15 protein-coding genes are annotated in these 16,747 nt (G+C 49.0%); 7 read left to right on the top strand and 8 right to left on the bottom strand.

Annotation, left to right across the window (positions count from 1 at the left end; genetic code table 11):
* The first annotated feature begins 107 nt into the window (after window positions 1-107).
* The gene (phaC, locus tag L1285_RS19965; RefSeq protein ID WP_046006441.1) at window positions 108-1,877 is read left to right on the top strand and encodes a class I poly(R)-hydroxyalkanoic acid synthase; all 1,770 of its coding nucleotides are present in this window, start codon (window positions 108-110) and stop codon (window positions 1,875-1,877) included.
* A gap of 29 nt (window positions 1,878-1,906) precedes the next feature.
* Here phaC and L1285_RS19960 read toward each other — a convergent pair whose 3' ends face one another.
* Window positions 1,907-2,773: a M61 family metallopeptidase gene (locus tag L1285_RS19960; RefSeq protein ID WP_235413960.1), complete on the bottom strand. Its 867-nt coding sequence runs from the start codon at window positions 2,771-2,773 to the stop codon at window positions 1,907-1,909.
* 224 nt (window positions 2,774-2,997) lie between these two features.
* Between L1285_RS19960 and L1285_RS19955 the strand changes: the two genes are divergently transcribed.
* From L1285_RS19955 to L1285_RS19945, 3 genes are all read left to right on the top strand, one after another.
* Window positions 2,998-3,885, top strand: coding sequence for an arginase family protein (locus L1285_RS19955; protein WP_235413959.1), 888 nt, complete (start codon window positions 2,998-3,000; stop codon window positions 3,883-3,885).
* A 243-nt stretch (window positions 3,886-4,128) separates the two neighbouring features.
* Window positions 4,129-4,578, top strand: coding sequence for a hypothetical protein (locus L1285_RS19950; RefSeq protein WP_235413958.1), 450 nt, complete (start codon window positions 4,129-4,131; stop codon window positions 4,576-4,578).
* 252 nt (window positions 4,579-4,830) lie between these two features.
* Complete coding sequence (locus L1285_RS19945; protein ID WP_235413956.1) at window positions 4,831-7,227, top strand: hypothetical protein; 2,397 nt, start codon at window positions 4,831-4,833, stop codon at window positions 7,225-7,227.
* Window positions 7,228-7,607: 380 nt separating this feature from the next.
* On the opposite strand, the gene L1285_RS19940 is transcribed toward L1285_RS19945, so the two are convergent.
* The 4 genes from L1285_RS19940 to cysS form a co-directional block, all read right to left on the bottom strand.
* Window positions 7,608-8,381, bottom strand: a complete 774-nt coding sequence (locus L1285_RS19940) for a hypothetical protein (RefSeq protein WP_235413955.1) — start codon at window positions 8,379-8,381, stop codon at window positions 7,608-7,610.
* Between the two features lie 20 nt (window positions 8,382-8,401).
* Window positions 8,402-8,836 carry a flagellar protein FlhE gene (locus L1285_RS19935; RefSeq protein WP_235413954.1) on the bottom strand — a complete coding sequence of 145 codons (435 nt, stop codon included), beginning with the start codon at window positions 8,834-8,836 and terminating at the stop codon, window positions 8,402-8,404.
* A gap of 69 nt (window positions 8,837-8,905) precedes the next feature.
* Window positions 8,906-9,181 carry a hypothetical protein gene (locus tag L1285_RS19930; RefSeq protein WP_235413953.1) on the bottom strand — a complete coding sequence of 92 codons (276 nt, stop codon included), beginning with the start codon at window positions 9,179-9,181 and terminating at the stop codon, window positions 8,906-8,908.
* A 544-nt stretch (window positions 9,182-9,725) separates the two neighbouring features.
* Window positions 9,726-11,105 (bottom strand): cysteine--tRNA ligase, encoded by a 1,380-nt coding sequence (cysS, locus tag L1285_RS19925; RefSeq protein ID WP_235413952.1) that lies wholly within the window; start codon window positions 11,103-11,105, stop codon window positions 9,726-9,728.
* A gap of 206 nt (window positions 11,106-11,311) precedes the next feature.
* Between cysS and L1285_RS19920 the strand changes: the two genes are divergently transcribed.
* Together L1285_RS19920 and L1285_RS19915 are read left to right on the top strand one after the other, a co-directional pair.
* Entirely contained in the window at window positions 11,312-11,806 is a 495-nt protein-coding gene (locus tag L1285_RS19920) for a peptidylprolyl isomerase (protein ID WP_235413951.1), read from the top strand.
* Between the two features lie 94 nt (window positions 11,807-11,900).
* Window positions 11,901-12,623 carry a UDP-2,3-diacylglucosamine diphosphatase gene (locus tag L1285_RS19915; RefSeq protein WP_235414024.1) on the top strand — a complete coding sequence of 241 codons (723 nt, stop codon included), beginning with the start codon at window positions 11,901-11,903 and terminating at the stop codon, window positions 12,621-12,623.
* 10 nt (window positions 12,624-12,633) lie between these two features.
* On the opposite strand, the gene miaE is transcribed toward L1285_RS19915, so the two are convergent.
* Window positions 12,634-13,425, bottom strand: coding sequence for a tRNA isopentenyl-2-thiomethyl-A-37 hydroxylase MiaE (miaE, locus tag L1285_RS19910; RefSeq protein ID WP_235413950.1), 792 nt, complete (start codon window positions 13,423-13,425; stop codon window positions 12,634-12,636).
* Window positions 13,426-13,929: 504 nt separating this feature from the next.
* On the opposite strand from miaE, the gene L1285_RS19905 reads away from it, so the two are divergent.
* Window positions 13,930-14,529, top strand: a complete 600-nt coding sequence (locus L1285_RS19905; RefSeq protein ID WP_046006454.1) for a Yip1 family protein — start codon at window positions 13,930-13,932, stop codon at window positions 14,527-14,529.
* A 120-nt stretch (window positions 14,530-14,649) separates the two neighbouring features.
* Here L1285_RS19905 and purF read toward each other — a convergent pair whose 3' ends face one another.
* Together purF and L1285_RS19895 are read right to left on the bottom strand one after the other, a co-directional pair.
* Window positions 14,650-16,176: an amidophosphoribosyltransferase gene (gene purF, locus L1285_RS19900; RefSeq protein ID WP_046006455.1), complete on the bottom strand. Its 1,527-nt coding sequence runs from the start codon at window positions 16,174-16,176 to the stop codon at window positions 14,650-14,652.
* Between the two features lie 18 nt (window positions 16,177-16,194).
* Complete coding sequence (locus tag L1285_RS19895) at window positions 16,195-16,689, bottom strand: CvpA family protein (protein ID WP_046006456.1); 495 nt, start codon at window positions 16,687-16,689, stop codon at window positions 16,195-16,197.
* Window positions 16,690-16,747 lie beyond the last annotated feature (58 nt).

The following is a 16,747-nucleotide window of genomic DNA, read 5'->3' as shown; positions in this document are numbered from 1 at the left end:
GCCCCGTGCGGGGGCATTTTTTTAGCCTGTTTTTTGTAGTGGCTGATCCGCTATACCAAACACGACACAAGACACGTGCAATCAATTTTCCTATTAGGACACGAGTAATGGATACCGATAACACAGATCTTAATAAAACGCTGACTGCCTGGTGGCAGTACAATCAAGATCTCTACACTCTATTCAGTAATAACCTGCTCAAAGAAAACCCCGTTCAACAAGCCCTGAATGAGCAAAGTGCCCGGGATTTTGGTGTCTGGTTGAACGAAATAGCGAAGCAGCCAGAAACCTTTGTTCAGCATCAGTTTGACTGGTGGCAGGAACAACTCAAAATCATGCAACAAACCTGGGGCCAGAGCTTCGACACTGAGCAACCAGATGTCATTGAAACAGAGCGCGGAGACCGTCGCTTTAAAGCCGACGAATGGCGTGACAACCCTTGGTTTAACTACATCAAGCAAAGCTATTTGCTGTTTGGTCAGTCTCTGCTGTCTTCTATCCGAGAAACACCGGGACTGGATGACAAGCTCAAAGAGCGCCTGGAGTTTTTTGCCCGTCAGGTGGTGAACTCAATCTCCCCCAGCAACTTTATTTCAACCAACCCTGAACTGCTCAAACTGACTCTGGATTCCAAAGGTGAAAACCTCATCAAAGGCCTGGAGATGTTTAAGAAAGACCTGGCCAAAAGTGGTGATATGCTGCGTATCAGCATGACCGACGAGCACGCTTTTGAATTAGGTAAAGACATTGCCACCACACCAGGACGCGTGGTATTTCAGAACCATCTGTTCGAATTGATCCAGTACGAAGCAACCACAAAAGACGTGTATAAAACACCGTTGCTGGTCGTGCCGCCTTATGTCAACAAGTACTACATTCTGGATTTGAAACAGCAGAACTCGCTGGTCAAATGGTCTGTCGATCAGGGTCATACCGTGTTTATGATCTCGTGGAAAAACCCGGATGCCAGCATGGCCGACATCGGCTTTGAAGATTACGTGGTCGATGGCGTCATTGCCGCCCTGGATGCGATTGAAAAGCAAACCGGCGAAGCCTATGTAAATGCGGTCGGCTATTGTATTGCAGGTACGCTGGTCACCACCGCCATGGCGTACTTTGTCTCAAAACGCATGAAGCACCGCATCAAGAGTGCCACACTTTTAACTACCCTGCTGGATTTCTCACAGCCCGGCGAAATTGGCGTTTTTGTCAATGAGCCCACCATTTCTGCGCTGGAGAAATACAATTTGCAAAACGGCATCATGCATGGCCACCTGCTGGGTGTGTCATTCAGCATGCTGCGCGAAAACAGCCTGTACTGGAATTACTACGTTAATAATTACCTCAAAGGTGAGGCGCCGATGGACCTGGATCTGTTGTACTGGAACGGCGACAGCACCAACCTCACTGCAAAATGCCATAACTTTATGCTGCGTGACCTGTATCTGGAAAACCGCCTGGTACAACCTCGCGAGATTGAAGTAAGAGGGACCAAAATCGACCTCAGCAAAGTGAAACAACCGGTGTACATGTTATCGACCCGGGATGACCACATTGCCCTGTGGCAGGCTACTTTCCAGGGCATTCAGCACACCAGCGCCAAAACCACTTTTGTACTGGGTGAGTCTGGCCACATTGCTGGCGTGATCAACCCACCCGCAGCCGAAAAATATGGTTTCTGGTATGGCCCTGACGCGACCGGCGACGCCAATGCCTGGCTAGACAAAGCCAAGCATGAGAGTGGCTCGTGGTGGCCACACTGGGGCAAGTGGCTAAGCCAGTATGTGGATGAAAAAATCCCCAAACGCGCCACCAGCAACAAAGCAAACCCGGGCATTTACGCCGCTCCGGGTGAATACGTGAAAGTTAAAATCTAACCGACATCAGGGCTGCCAATTGGCAGCCTTTATTTTTGTCTGAGCAACTCTCTGTGTCCGCCCGACATCATATGCAAGCCACTCAAACGCACCGCCTGTTTACTTAATCGTGGAAAATCCTGCCGTAATTTATAACTTTGATAAAGATTACTAAAAATACTGCTGCGAGACAGTTTGTCGAGCTGACTGAGAAACGCCTTGGCACTGTGTGCTTGTCCCTCAGACGCCTGTGCTCGGCAGCATGCCTGATAGCGCTTTAGCAAGCTGATAAGCGTGAGCCCTGGGTCTTTTTGCCGCAGTGCCAGCTCCGCTTCAATGAAAAGCGCAGTGCCACTCCAATAAACGCGGGCATGAGCGCGCAGCCGCCACATGTCTTCACTCACCCGGGCAAGTGGCCCCGGCGTTTCCCAGGTGCCCAGCCGACCCCGCTCCAGACCGGCCATGATCCGCTGTACATACTCATCTGCACTGATCACCCCGCCATGGAGCATAATGACGTTTTGCAAATAGGTAGCCAGCCCCTCTGCGAGCCAGAAATCCGGATAATCGAGCAAAGGATGATATAAATGGGCCAGTTCATGATACAAAGTCCAGTCGCTGATCAGCTGCTGCTGTGTGGCAAACTGGCTGATGTGCAGCTCTATGCCATCCACCTCAGCGCGGTTAACCGCGCCCCAGGGCACAGGCTCACTACTCAAATACACGCTCTTTAACTTCACCGGCAGGTGGGATTGCGCCAAGGGCCCCAGGGTCTGCTCTGTCACTTTTATGCCCTGGCTCAGCCAATCTTTTACAATGACTTGGCGCTTGTCATCCAGCGTTTGTATCCCCTGATAAACCAACTCGGTGGCAAAGGCGTTTGAGCACAGTAATAGTGCAGCTATCAATCCCCGCATAATGTCTCCCGTTGGCGTCTTACTTTCACCATACCATATACTGCGTGTTTGTCGTGGCCTGAACCTGGGTATTTTGCTTATCGCTTCGGGCCCCACTCCATACAGTGAAAAGTTCACTCGTTAAGAGCAAAATTTCTTGTTAGACACCACTGTCAATTGCTCGTTTAATGCGCCCCATAACCTATCCTCATTTAAATTCATTTTTTACTCGTTAAGGAACGTTAATGACAGATTTGATCTCTTCTGAGCAGGCACGTGAATGCTACAACGTGCGCCACTGGAGCCAGGGCTTCTTTGGTATCAATGATCAGGGAGAGGTAACCGCCATGCCGACAGTAGATAACCCGGGGCACGCAGTTACTTTGACACACATTGCCGCGCAGATTAAAGCGCAGGGCTATGGCTTACCAGCTTTAGTGCGGTTCCCACAGATCCTTGAGCAACGCGTCAATGACATCTGTCAGGCGTTTAATACCGCAATTGCAGACTACCAGTATCCCAAAGACTATCTGCTGGTTTACCCGATCAAAGTGAACCAGCAACGAGAAGTGGTTGAAGGGCTAATAGCCAGTCAGGACGGTAAAGAGAAAAAGCAACTGGGCCTTGAAGCAGGCAGCAAAGCCGAGCTATTGACTGTGCTGGCGTTAAGCGAAAAAACCAGTGCCGTGATCGTTTGTAATGGCTACAAAGACCGCGAATATATTCGTCTGGCGCTGATCTGTCCGGATCACTCCATTCAGCTGGGGATCCGCACTGAGTTCGAGCAAAGTAATCATGGCTTTGCCGTGGTTGATGCGATGCAAGCCAATGATATGGATGCCCAGGCCATTGCCGAGCAGATCAAGGCCAGAGTCGGCGACCTGCCGGTCTATCTGACCTTTGATATCGACTGCCTGGACCCGGCCTTTGCGCCTGGCACCGGCACGCCGGTATGTGGTGGCCTGAGCAGCGACAAAGTGCTGAAGATCCTGCGCGCACTGCAAGGGATTAATATCGTTGGCATGGATGTGGTGGAAGTCTCGCCCTCATACGATCAGAGCGAGCTGACGTCTATTGCCGCAGCCACCATCGCCTATGAATTGCTCCACTTGTGGGCCATTCGTCACAAATGATTTAAAGCGCCTGCGGGCGCTTTTTTGTTGCTATCACTTACCTTCATCAATATGAGCATGCCGATACCGACCTTGACTATCGAATTAATAAAATGAAAGCAGCAAACACATTGCCCTACAAAACACCGCAATGATAGGGTATAGTCAAATCCGTGGTTAAAATAGATACACATTTGGTGTTTAAATTGAGCGAAGTTTAAGCATTAAAATAAACTTATCTTTATGATATTGAAGGAGCAATCATTGGCCAAAAACCGCCCACTTATCATCGCTGGTTGTTTGAGTTTTCTGGCATCACTGTTTCACCTGCTGTGTATCTGGGGAGGTCCGGATTGGTATCTTGTGATGGGCGCAGGGCAGGCAATGGCGGACATGGCGGCAGCGGGTGATCTTTACCCTACGCTGATCACTTCCTTTATTGCGGTCATGCTTGCAATTTGGGGGGTGTATGCGTTGTCTGGTGCCGGTATCATCATACCACTTCCGTTTTTAAAAACCGCTCTGATACTCATCACCAGTATTTATTTGCTACGTGGAGTCGCAGGGTTATTTGCTCCCTTTGTGAGCACATCTGCAGCGATACAGCAAAACTCTACCACCTTCTGGCTGGTTAGCTCACTCATTTGTTGTGCTTATGGGGCCTGCTACTTGTTGGGCACAATCAAGCTATGGGGTGAAAATACTCACCCCTGAAACGCGGTACTTTGTTGCTTTTAACACAAAACTTCCGTGCAAAAAAACACCCAAACCATGCCTTTTTCGTATCCTCTTTTTTTCCTATCACTGCTAACTTATTTCGGTGCTTTTGGCGAGTTCTTTCAGGGAATAGCCCTTAGCAAGGAAGCGCAATGATGTGTCGTGCCCTGCAACAGACAGAATAAACAAACGCACATCACTGCGAAAAAATGGATGAAGTCTCTTTGGTCAATTGGAATGGTCAAGCTTATGAAAACACCTCTTTATGCAACCCTCTGTGCCGGGGCGATAGCGCTCGGTTTATCACTTCCTCTGCTGGCAGCAAGCAGCGACAACGCCAACTCCGGCGTGGGGATTAATCTCACTGGTATTAATTACTGGTCAAGTCAATGGACGACGCTGGATGTGATGAAGCATGCCTCTAACGGCAGCGGCCAGCTGTGGGCCACCAGCAATGCCCATACCTGGGAGTTTAACACCGGCGATCAGGCACTACTGGATTTGGACGAGCAAGGTTGGCCCCGCAATTTACCGGCGGATTCACCCAACTCGCCTTTTCACTATGTCACCACCATTATTTATCACGATAACCCGCACCATCCGGTTGGCGAGTTTGTGATCTTGTACGAAGGTGAAGGTGAGCTCTATTACTCGGGCCCGGAACTTATCAGCTCAGCGCCCGGACGCGACGTGGTACGTATGACTGCAAACAGTTTCTTCCATTTGCAGATCCACGCCACCGACCCAAACAAGACCGGCAATCATATTCGCAACATTCGCATTATTGCCCCAGGTGGTAGTTGCAGTGACGCCGCGACGGATTACGCCGCCAGTGCGGCGGACTGTGCCAGCCCTGAGCAGTTTATCTCGTTCGAGCACAGCTATCAGGAACGGATATTCCATCCGCTCTTTTTGGATGATATGCGCAAGTTCCGTACTTTGCGTTTTATGCAGCTGCTGAGCACCATAGACAACCCGGTTCAGCACTGGGCGCAGAGAAACCAATACGATTACGCCAGCTGGGCCCTCAATGGTGGCAGCCCCTATGAAGTGGCCATTGCCATGAGTAACAAGCTGGAGGCCGAGCCCTGGTACACACTCCCGGTTCGGGTAGATGACGACTATATCCGCCAGTTTGCCCGATTGCTGAAAACGCAAAGCGAGGGGGATTCTGCGATTTATGTGGAGTTTGGTAACGAGCTTTGGAATAACGCCTGGCCGTATATTTTCGATGGTCTGTATCTCGAAGAGCAAGGTAAAGCCCTGTGGCCTAATACCAATTACCACGATATTGAATATCGCATGAACTACTACGGGCTGCGTAGCACGCAGATGTGCGACATCATTAAAACAGAGTTTGCCGAGGAAGCACAGCGCATACAATGCGTGATGGGCGGCCAAACGGGCGTGCCCTGGATCAGCGAGCAGGCACTGAACTGCCCTATTCACGCAGCGGGCGTGGGCCAGCGCTGTGCCGACAACATGGATGTACTGGCTGTGGGCAGCTACTTTGCCGGATACTTTGCCGACCAAAAATATCTGCCCATTTTACAGGGCTGGGCCAGTGAAGGGGCCGAAGGTCTTAACAAACTGTTTGAGGAAATGGACTCGGGCGTACTGTATGGCCTGACCTATAACCCCGATGAGCCACCCTGGTGGCAGGCACCTGAGCATGGCGCACTGGCACAGGCCAGAGATAACATTCAGGGCAACCTGGCACTGGCCGAGCAAGATGGCCTGATGCTGGCAGCCTATGAAGGCGGACAGCATCTTACCTATGCCGGAGATATTCGCGATGGCCGCGATACCATCAGCGAGGCATTATTCCTGAGTGCTAACCGCGATCCGCGCATGGCTTCAGCGTTTACCAACCACCTCAATGACTGGCAGGCGTCTGGCGCAGGACTATACGTGGTGTTTGAAAGCATCGGCCGGTGGGACAGTTGGGGCGCATTTCCGCTCAAAGAGTATCAGACCCAGACCCGTGCGCAGGCACATAAATACGATGCCGTACTGAGCTTTATTGAGCAAACGCCCTGCTGGTGGACTGGCTGCGAGCAAAACGCACAAAGTAGTGGTAATACCGATAGCTTGCCAGCAAGTGAAGACTCGCCTCAGGCCGCGATGTTGAAGCTGAGCTCGTCAGCCTTGTTTGACAGCAATGGCGTTGGCCTGAGCTGGGAGTTCAATCATGTTGCCGCGATACCGGTGAAGTTTCAGGTTTATCGCGATGCGCAACTGATCTGGCATACCACCGCCAACAACTACGAAGATCACTGGCTCCCGCTTAATCAGGACTACCAGTACCAGGTTCGTGCTGTACACAGCGAAACGGGCACAGTGATAGCAGAGGCAAGCCTGAATACCAAAGCCGGTGACAGCGAACCACCCACTGCCCCCGCTCAGTTCAGTGTGCAGTCGGATGGCGCTTATGGCGCAACATTGCAATGGCAACCCAGCGCAGATAATCAGGGCATTCGCTTTTACAAGATTATCCGCAACGGTCAGCCCTATACCCTGAGTGATACAGCCCACTTTGACGACCCCTGGCCACCCAAAGGGGAAGTCAGCTATCAGGTTATCGCCATCGACCTGGCTGGCAATCAGTCCAATGCTTCGCCTGTCGGCACCTTGCTGATCCATTAGTCTATTTTGGTTGCCAGCCTCAGCTGGCAACCAATGCCAACTGGCAAAGCCTCATTTATCACGCTTTAGATGACGTAAACCAGCCGCACATGCCGGCACAAGCCACCTAAAACATGCCCTATTGATTGATTTGTCATCAGTCTGACATTTTTTTAAATTTTTTGCTAAAGAAGTCGCACAGCCGGACGATACACTAATCATGGCAGGCAGCGACTATCTCTTCCATCGCCATGACTTTAAAAGCTTTATCAACTTATACCCCAAGATAGTGCTAATCGATACGGCTCGTTCCTGGTTTTTTTGGCTTTGAACGAGCAATCCCTTTTTTGATACCAAAACAGCCATCAATACAAACACTAACTTGTGGTTCCGGGCAATAATCACGCTTTGTCGTATAAATGGGCGTCTTCTTGCAGCTGTGCCAAAAGGTTATTAACGAACTGATTATCAAGCCTGCCCAGTGAATCATGTAACTGCACCAGTCTCTGATCCCTTTCACTAACAGCTGGACTGATGATCTGCTTATCTGACTCATTTAGTGCTTGTTGTGAGGCGCCGGTTTCGGAGGCTTCGTTTTGCTGCGCTTTTATTAGATCGTATACAGCGTACAGTGTGCCGTTGCGTTGTTTGGCTTGCACTTTGCGCTGATGTGCAAGTTCAAAGGCCAGTGAGTTCAACTCTTTCAATGACTGGGGCGTTACATCCATGCTCATATAGGCATCGCCCAGCTCTTGCTTGTCCCGCTCGTCGAGAAACGACATAATATCACCAAACGCTGCGTTGACGTCGCCCTCAGGGAGGGGGTTAATTTTCAAGGACGCTGCAACATCTAAAGTCATTTCTTCCAGAGTTTTTTCATTGACCACTAATTCCGGATACTGCTGCGTCATAGCACTGTTGAGTGACTGGCGCACAATATCAAGCCTTTGCTCATAAGCCATATATTTGGGTGGAACAGCCTCTTGAAGGCTCTGTACAGTGTGAGACATTAAGCCCTGAATATCGTGGGCATCGGTACTGAGTGTTGCAGTGGAGGCCTGGTTAACAGCAGATCCTGAAGGGTGTGCATCTGGCACTTTTGCCTGCGCCGATTTGCCCGTTGCCGGGAGTGCCGTTGCGGGTGAGTCTGGTTTCGACGGGTTGATATTCAGCATCCTTGACCTCCGTTGTGTGATTAATAAGTGTAGTCGATGGTGATTGTATTCTTTACATCATAATCCCAATAAGCATGGTAGCTGCCGCCTTCCAGAGTATAGGTCAGTACTAACGCGCCTCTGGCTTCTAAACCATCGAAGTAATCAACTGACCCGCTGTTACTGCTAGAAATATCCATGCATTTAAAATCATAGTTCGAGTACTGGCGTCGGTAACATAGCTCAACTTTCTGATTATCATAGCCATTTGTATAGTCATGATAATTCCAGGAAACTTTGGTAATTTTGGTTCCACTTCTGGGGATTTTTAGGTCTCTGTACCCCATGCTCGCATACCCTGTGCTAAAGTAGATAGTGTAACCACCCCGTTCAATAACAGACTGACCGGTAGCAGCGAGAGTGGAGCCTGAAACAGCAGCCGCAGCCAGGCAAAGTGGTAAGATAGCTTTTTTCATAAATTGATCCTCCTTGGATACTTAATAGGTGCTTTAAAGCAAAGTCACCGTAACAGGCACACAGGCAGCCTATATCCTTAAGCGCTTAAAAATCCAAAGCAGAATTTTAAAGGATAACGCGTAGAGCGAGATGAATAAGACAGAGGCACACCCAAACACCGCCAACGTCAAATCACCGGAGTATTCTTTTATTGGCCCATTTGGATCAACCCCAAATGCTATCGCAATTTTACTACTCAAAATAATAAAGACATAGGAGACGACACCGACATTTATTGCATGGAATAAAGTCCGAAGCCTTCTGCCCCCTTCGGTTCTGGCATCTGAAATTTTTAATGAGTTCATTATTGGCACTCTGAATGATCTTTACTTAGCTTATCCGCTGCGGTGACAACGATTGCAGCCCAACACCATAAGCTTCCTCACCTTCCCTAAAAGGCGACCTTGCAAGCTAGCTGTCTATATCCTTAAGCGCTTAAAAATCCAAAGCAGAATTTTAAAGGATAACGCGTAAAGCGAGATGAATAAGACAAAGGCACATCCTAAAACAGCAAGTATAAGCTCTCCTGGATATTCTCTGCCTGGTATATTTGGATCAACACCAAATGCTATCGAAATTTTATGAGTCAAAATTGTAAATACATAACTTATGACACCGACATTTATTGTATGGAATAAAGTCCGAAGCCTTTTGCCCCCTTCGGTTCTGGCATCTGAGATTTTTAATGAGTTCATTTTAACTTGTTTTGAAAAGTATCCGATTTGTCTTTGCTAAGCGCTTTTTAAGTGCGCAGAACCCGGCTTAGTGGATATAAGGCTGATAAAAACAAAAAGGCACATGCAAAATGCATATGCCTTTTTTGATTGCGCAGTTAAGCGCGAATAGAGGTTAAGCTTTACGCCAGGTGGTTTTACCGGCGCTGTCTTCCAGTACCACGCCCATGGCCGTTAAGGCGTCACGGGCAGCATCGGCTGCGGCCCAGTCTTTATTCTCACGGGCAGTTTTACGCTGCTCTATCAGGGCTTCGATTTTTGCCACTTCGTCTTCGTCCTGGTCACCATGCAAAAAGGCTTCCGGATCCTGCTGAGCAATACCCAGTACTTCTGCAAGCTTCACCAAAATGAAAGCATGTTCGCCCGCCGCTTTGGCATCTGAGTCTTTCAACAGGTTAACTTCTTTGGCCAGTTCAAAAATCACAGGCAACGCTTCCGGGGTATTGAAGTCATCGTTCATCGCCGCTTCAAAACGTGCCACAAATGGGTTGCCCGTCAATTCTGTCTCAACCAGTTCAACACCACGCAGAGCGGTGTAAATACGCTCTAATGACGAACGCGCCTGCTCCAGGTTCTCCTGTGAGTAGTTCAGCTGACTGCGGTAATGGCCGTTGATCAGGAAATAACGCACGGTTTCACGGTCGTAAGCTTTAAGTACTTCGCGTACCGTAAAGAAGTTGCCCAAAGATTTCGACATCTTCTCTTTATTGACCTGTACCATGCCGGTGTGGATCCAGGTATTGACGTAACGACCGTTGTTGGCACAGCAAGACTGGGCAATTTCGTTTTCATGGTGCGGGAATTGTAAGTCTGAGCCACCGCCGTGAATATCGAAAAATTCACCCAGGTGCTTAGAGCTCATCGCACTACATTCAATGTGCCAGCCTGGGCGACCGTCACCCCAGGGTGATGTCCAGCTCGGCTCGCCGGCTTTGGCTTTTTTCCACAGTACAAAGTCGAGCGGATCGTCTTTGCCTTCAGCCACTTCAACGCGTGCACCCGCCTGCAGCATATCCAGGTCCTGCTGAGACAACTGGCCGTATGCTTCAAAGGTCGAAACGTCGAACAAAACGTCGCCATTTTTTGCCACATAGGCATGGCCTTTTGCAATCAGGCGTTCGATCATGGCAATGATTTCATCCATATGACCCGTTACGGTCGGCTCGATGTCCGCAGGCAGGATATTTAATGCCTCAAAGTCTTCGTGCATGGCCTTGGTCATACGTACTGTCAGGGCATCGATCTCTTCGTTGTTCTCTGCAGCGCGCTTAATGATTTTGTCATCCACATCCGTGATATTACGTACATAAGTGACCTGGTAGCCCAGGTGGCGAAGATAACGATTCATCACGTCAAAAGAGACATAAGTACGGGCGTGGCCTACATGGCAGAAGTCATAGATAGTGATACCACACACGTACATGTCTACTTTGCCTTCCACAAGCGGTTTAAACTCAGTCTTTTGACGTGTTAGTGTGTTGTAGATCTGCAACATGTAGCATTATTCCTAAAATTTATCCAAATTCTCTGCAATCATATCACTTGCATTACTTTGTCTCTATAAAAAATCATGGCTAAAAGGCTGGTAAAAATAACAGTTAGTTGACAATTTCGCCGCTCACCCTCTCAGGGACTTTGTAGTTATCAATTTGTGCTATAAAATAGGTTCCTAAATTGAAATAGGTAAATCAAGGACCTGTTATGGTTGTTTTACAAACAAACTTTGGCGATATCAAAATCAATCTGTTCGCTGACAAAGCGCCGGCAACGGTTGAAAACTTCTTAAAGTACGTTGAATCTGGTTTTTACGACGGCACTATTTTCCACCGTGTGATTGACGGCTTTATGGTTCAGGGCGGCGGCTTTGAGCCTGGCATGAACCAAAAAGAAGTGGGTGCACCGGTTAAAAACGAAGCCAGCAATGGCGTTGCCAATAAAACAGGCACGCTGGCAATGGCACGTACGCCAGATCCACATTCAGCCACAGCGCAATTCTTTATCAATGTTAACGATAACGACTTTTTGAACTTCAGCAGCGAAACGGCGCAAGGCTGGGGTTACTGTGTATTCGGCGAAGTAGCCGAAGGCATGGACATCGTGAACAAGATCAAAGGCGTTGCAACCGGCTCTGCGGGCTTCCACCAGGATGTACCACTGGAAGACGTTGTGATCGAAAAAGCGTTTGTTGCCGAATAAGCGACTGCTTTTATTGATTAAAGAAACGCGAAGTGACTAAATGGCACTTTCGCGTTTCTCTGTTCCTCTATCGCTCCAACCTGAAGTTGTCTCCATGCGCAAAAGCTACTTTATTTCTGATCTGCATTTAACCGAGCACCGCCCCGATATCACCGCTGCTTTTTATCGTTTTTTAGAACAGCATATGCGAGAAGATGTGGATGCTCTATATATCCTGGGAGACTTTTTTGAAGTCTGGATTGGTGATGACGAAGGTAACCCGCTGGCACTGGAAATTGCAGCCAAACTGCGCGCCATTTCCGAGCGCGGTATTAAACTGTTTTTTATTCATGGCAATCGGGACTTCCTGGTTGGTCAGCACTACGCCGACCTGTGTGGCATGACCTTACTGCCTGAGCAAGCGGTGATCGACCTGTACGGCACCCAGACCGTGATTTTACATGGCGATGAAATGTGTACACAGGATGAGGTCTATCAAAAGTTTCGTAAGAAGAGCCGTGGCTGGTGGTGGCCAAGACTGATGTTGTCGATGCCGCTGTGGTATCGCCGCAGAGTTGCACGCAATGCCAGAGCAAAGAGCAAACAAAGCCAGATGGGCAAAGCGCCTGAAATTTTAGATGTGACCGAAGAAGCGGTACTGGCAATGTTTGCACACCACCAGGTCAGCAACATGATCCACGGCCATACGCACCGCCCGAATGTCCATCAACACCAGGACAAAACCCGCACTGTGCTGGGCGACTGGTATAGCCAAAGTTCTTATCTGGTCGTCACTGAGCAAGGTCAAAGCCTCACTCAGCATCCCTTTTCAGACTAAACTTGTCTAATTATACAACCAGCGCAGGCGCACCACTGTGGAATTTAAAGTCGCTGTCTGGCGTTAAGATCAGGTCATTTTCGATGGCTTTAAATTCAGCTACGCGTGCTGCGATATCAAATCGCTGTGGATCGGTGGCATCGGCCACCTGCTGAGCCAGTTCCAGGTAATCCTGATAATGACGTGCCTCTGAGCGCAACAACGAGACATAAAAGCGTCCGATGTCCGGCTCAAGGTGTGGTGCCAGTTTCGCAAAGCGTTCACAAGAGCGTGCCTCGATAAACGCACCTATGATCAGCTTATCAATCAGCGCAGCCGGCTCAAAAGTGCGCACATGCTTAATCATCCCAGAGGCATAGCGAGAGGCATTCAGGCTCTGAACCCGCAGTCCCTTCACGTTAATAATATCCAGTACTTGCTCAAAATGATGCAGTTCTTCTTTGATTAACCGTACCATTTTGTCCAGTATGTCCTGGTTATAGGCATACTCGGGCTTGGCCGTTAGGCTGCCAATGAGCTCGTTCTTGCTGGCACTAAACTTGCCATCGCCAACTTTACGATAGACAAACTCTTCATAGGGCTTGATCCAGCCAAGCAGGGTCTGCGCCGAGGCATTGTCCAGGGCATATTTACGGATCAAAAATGCCGCGCTCTGAGCCGCTTTAAGCTCACAATGCATATGGTCAACCAACAGGGCTTGCAGATGCTCAGGCTTTTTCGCTTCATCGATCCAGCTGTCGGGGGTTTCACAACCCAGAAACTGATAAATGGGTGCCAACAGGTCGGTATACTTCTCTAACATGTGTCGATAATCATTCGCAAAAAATTGCCCCTATTCTACCACAAGCGTGCCAGGTGGCACTATCAACGCCTGCGACTTACCACAAGTTTGTGCCAGATCAAAGACGACGGGATTTCAGAATTGTTTCTTGACAAAAATTAACCAATCTTTCATAACTTAAATGATGTTGTATAAATTTCATACTTACAGGCGCCGCCATTGGCCCCGTTTTTATGGTGATTACGCAGCTTAGCCTCATCGCGCTTTGATGTTACTGAGCTGTTATGAGATACCAGTTACGCTTAATACTTGTCCAATTTGAGGGAGCAAATATGACGCTAACAGCGTTAAAAATTTTTCATTTAGAATGACTAAATCACAAAGTTTTTGCCTTGTTATCGACCCTATTTTCTTGCCTCAAAATGGGACAATTTATTAAGCAAATTGGTATAAGACAAGGACTGCACCCGTGATCGCCGGGTAACCAGAACGCGTCAGACAACAATCTTTTTTGAGGGGCTCGTTATGATTTTAAATCATCTGTGGGGCTTATATGCCCACCCAATCGAAGAGTGGCAAACCATAGACAATCGCCACGAAAGCGCTACTTACAGTTTATCTCACATTGCCTTAATCGCCCTGATCCCCAGTTTAATGGGCTACTACTCGTCTGTGTATCTGGGCTGGAAAATCGGCACTGGAGATGCAGTTTTTCTCACTCACAACAGTGCCATGCTGATCGGCATTGCCATGTACTTTGCACTGATCATTGGCGTGTTTGCTTTATCTTATCTGGCGCACTGGATGGCAGTGACATTTGGCGCTAAGCCCACTTACACGCAAACCCTGGAGCTGTCGGCTTATACCGCAACGCCGGTGTTTATGTCGGCCTTTGCCGCCTTCTATCCGGAACTGTGGTTTGTGGTCTCGGTGGGGCTGGCAGCGCTTGCCTATTCGGTCTACCTGCTTTATACCGGCGTGCCCATTCTGATGCATATTCCGGAAGAACGCGGCTTTATTTACGCCAGCTCCGTGGTCACCTGTGGCCTGGTGTTACTGGTGATAATTCTGGCTGCAACGGCAATCTTGTGGACGAACGGCATAATCAGTCCTACATTTACCTAGGGAGCGCGCTTATGCCCCTCTACGGTGCGTAGGTCAGCTCGCTTCCTTTGCTTTTATCCTATAGAAATCTAACAAAAAGGGCCGCAATTGCGGCCCTTTTTTTAAACAGGTTGGGCTAATTTACTCGCCTTCACCCGTTTCCTGGTTATGTAGTTCCAGACTGGCCGACATGGCTTTTTCACGCGTTGATTTTGCCGAGTCATTACGCAGTGCATCAATGCGATTCAGGTAATCCTGGTTCACGTCACCTGTGATGTACTGACCGTCGAATACAGACGTTTCAAAGCGAGTGATCTCTGGGTTTTCCAGTGCAACCGCGTCTTTCAGATCAGAGATAGACTGGTAGATCAGGCCGTCTGAGCCGATGCTGGCGTTGATGTCTTCCACATCGCGCCCGTGTGCGATGAGTTCCGCAGCCGATGGCATATCGATACCATACACGTTCGGGAAACGCACTTCAGGAGCCGCTGAAGCAAAGTACACGTTCTTAGCGCCTGCATCACGTGCCATTTCAACGATCTGTGCAGACGTAGTGCCACGTACGATGGAATCATCAACCAACAGGACGTTTTTACCGGCAAACTCGCGGTCGATGGCGTTTAGCTTACGACGCACCGATTTCTTGCGCTGTTCCTGACCTGGCATAATGAAGGTACGACCAATATAGCGGTTTTTCACAAAGCCCTGACGATAAGGCAAGTTCAGGACAGAAGCGATTTCCAGCGCGATATCGCACGAAGTCTCTGGAATTGGAATGACCACATCAATGTCTTTATCAGCCCATTCACGCTTGATCTTCTCACCCAGCTTAGTCCCCATGTTTACACGAGTCGCGTAAACCGACATATTGTCGATGTTCGAATCCGGGCGTGCAAAATACACAAACTCAAAAATACACGGCGCGTGCATGGTTTTATCAGCGCAGATCTGCGAGTAGAACTGACCGTCTTCGGTCACATAGATGGCTTCGCCTGGAGCCACATCGCGAACGAATTCGAACCCGTCGATAGACAACGCCACACTTTCGGATGCGAACATGTACTCAACGCCACGTTCTGTTTCGCGCTTACCAAATACCAGCGGACGAATACCGTGCGGGTCACGGAACGCCAGAATACCATGGCCAATGATCATGGCGATGGTTGCATAACCACCAGATACTTGCTGGTTAACCTCGCTGATGGCCTTGAACATATCCGTCGCGTCCAGCTTCATCTTATCGTTACGTCCCAGCTCATAGGCCAGGATGTTCAGCAGCACTTCAGAGTCAGACGTTGTATTAACGTGACGACGCGCCTTGGTGAACAAACGCTCTTTCAGCGCTTCCGCATTGGTTAAATTACCGTTGTGCGCCATGGCAATACCAAACGGTGAATTCACGTAGAAAGGCTGTGCCTCCGCCGAGCTGGAAGAACCCGCGGTAGGATAACGCACATGGCCTATCCCAATGTTACCCTGCAGGCGCTTCATATGACGGGTATGAAACACATCTTTCACCAGGCCATTGGCCTTGCGTAAGCTGAACGTATTGTTGTCAATGGTAATGATGCCGGCTGCATCTTGGCCACGGTGTTGCAAAACAGTTAAGCCGTCATAAATCGCCTGATTAACAGGAGATGTTCCGACTATCCCAACGATACCACACATTAAAAATTTCCTCGCCGATTAACGGTTTGCTGAATTCAAAAAGCTTGAGTTATGCTCTAGATAGGAAAAAAACCACTCTATTACAAAGCCAAATTCAGGGATTACTTGGGATGCCTGCCACCACGATGTATCGGGGGCTTTGGTGAAGGCATCCAGGAAAAACAACGTGGCGCTAACGACCAGCACGCCTCGCATCGCACCGAACACAATGCCAACCAGGCGATCGGTGCCAGACAAGCCCGTACGCTGTACGAGTTCACCTAAGATATAATTGACAAACCCACCTAACACAAGTGTCGCAACGAAAAGCATGGCGATTGCGGCGGCATTTCTTAAAAGGGGTTCTGAAATGAAGGTCAGGAAGGTTGCAAGATATTGGTAGAATAAACTGGATATGAAAAAGGCGCCGATCCAAACGACGAGTGACATGGTTTCTTTTACAAAACCTCTCATCAGGCCAAACACTGTCGAGATACCGACAATTGCAAAGATGGCGTAATCAACCCAGATCATATAAACCAATAAGTCGTTAATTTGGGGCGCATTCTATAAGACACGCCCAGCAATTACC

The sequence above is a fragment of the Pseudoalteromonas sp. DL2-H2.2 genome, assembly GCF_021532535.1.
Lineage (GTDB): Bacteria > Pseudomonadota > Gammaproteobacteria > Enterobacterales > Alteromonadaceae > Pseudoalteromonas > Pseudoalteromonas rubra_A.
This window is presented reverse-complemented; position numbering and strand designations above follow the sequence as displayed.

Coding starts and splice junctions, on each gene's coding strand:
- phaC (WP_046006441.1), top strand. CDS start 108: ATGGATACCGATAACACAGATCTTAATAAAACGCTGACTGCCTGGTGG.
- L1285_RS19960 (WP_235413960.1), bottom strand. CDS start 2,773: ATGCGGGGATTGATAGCTGCACTATTACTGTGCTCAAACGCCTTTGCC.
- L1285_RS19955 (WP_235413959.1), top strand. CDS start 2,998: ATGACAGATTTGATCTCTTCTGAGCAGGCACGTGAATGCTACAACGTG.
- L1285_RS19945 (WP_235413956.1), top strand. CDS start 4,831: ATGAAAACACCTCTTTATGCAACCCTCTGTGCCGGGGCGATAGCGCTC.
- L1285_RS19940 (WP_235413955.1), bottom strand. CDS start 8,381: ATGCTGAATATCAACCCGTCGAAACCAGACTCACCCGCAACGGCACTC.
- L1285_RS19935 (WP_235413954.1), bottom strand. CDS start 8,836: ATGAAAAAAGCTATCTTACCACTTTGCCTGGCTGCGGCTGCTGTTTCA.
- L1285_RS19930 (WP_235413953.1), bottom strand. CDS start 9,181: ATGAACTCATTAAAAATTTCAGATGCCAGAACCGAAGGGGGCAGAAGG.
- cysS (WP_235413952.1), bottom strand. CDS start 11,105: ATGTTGCAGATCTACAACACACTAACACGTCAAAAGACTGAGTTTAAA.
- L1285_RS19920 (WP_235413951.1), top strand. CDS start 11,312: ATGGTTGTTTTACAAACAAACTTTGGCGATATCAAAATCAATCTGTTC.
- L1285_RS19915 (WP_235414024.1), top strand. CDS start 11,901: ATGCGCAAAAGCTACTTTATTTCTGATCTGCATTTAACCGAGCACCGC.
- miaE (WP_235413950.1), bottom strand. CDS start 13,425: ATGTTAGAGAAGTATACCGACCTGTTGGCACCCATTTATCAGTTTCTG.
- L1285_RS19905 (WP_046006454.1), top strand. CDS start 13,930: ATGATTTTAAATCATCTGTGGGGCTTATATGCCCACCCAATCGAAGAG.
- purF (WP_046006455.1), bottom strand. CDS start 16,176: ATGTGTGGTATCGTTGGGATAGTCGGAACATCTCCTGTTAATCAGGCG.
- L1285_RS19895 (WP_046006456.1), bottom strand. CDS start 16,689: ATGATCTGGGTTGATTACGCCATCTTTGCAATTGTCGGTATCTCGACA.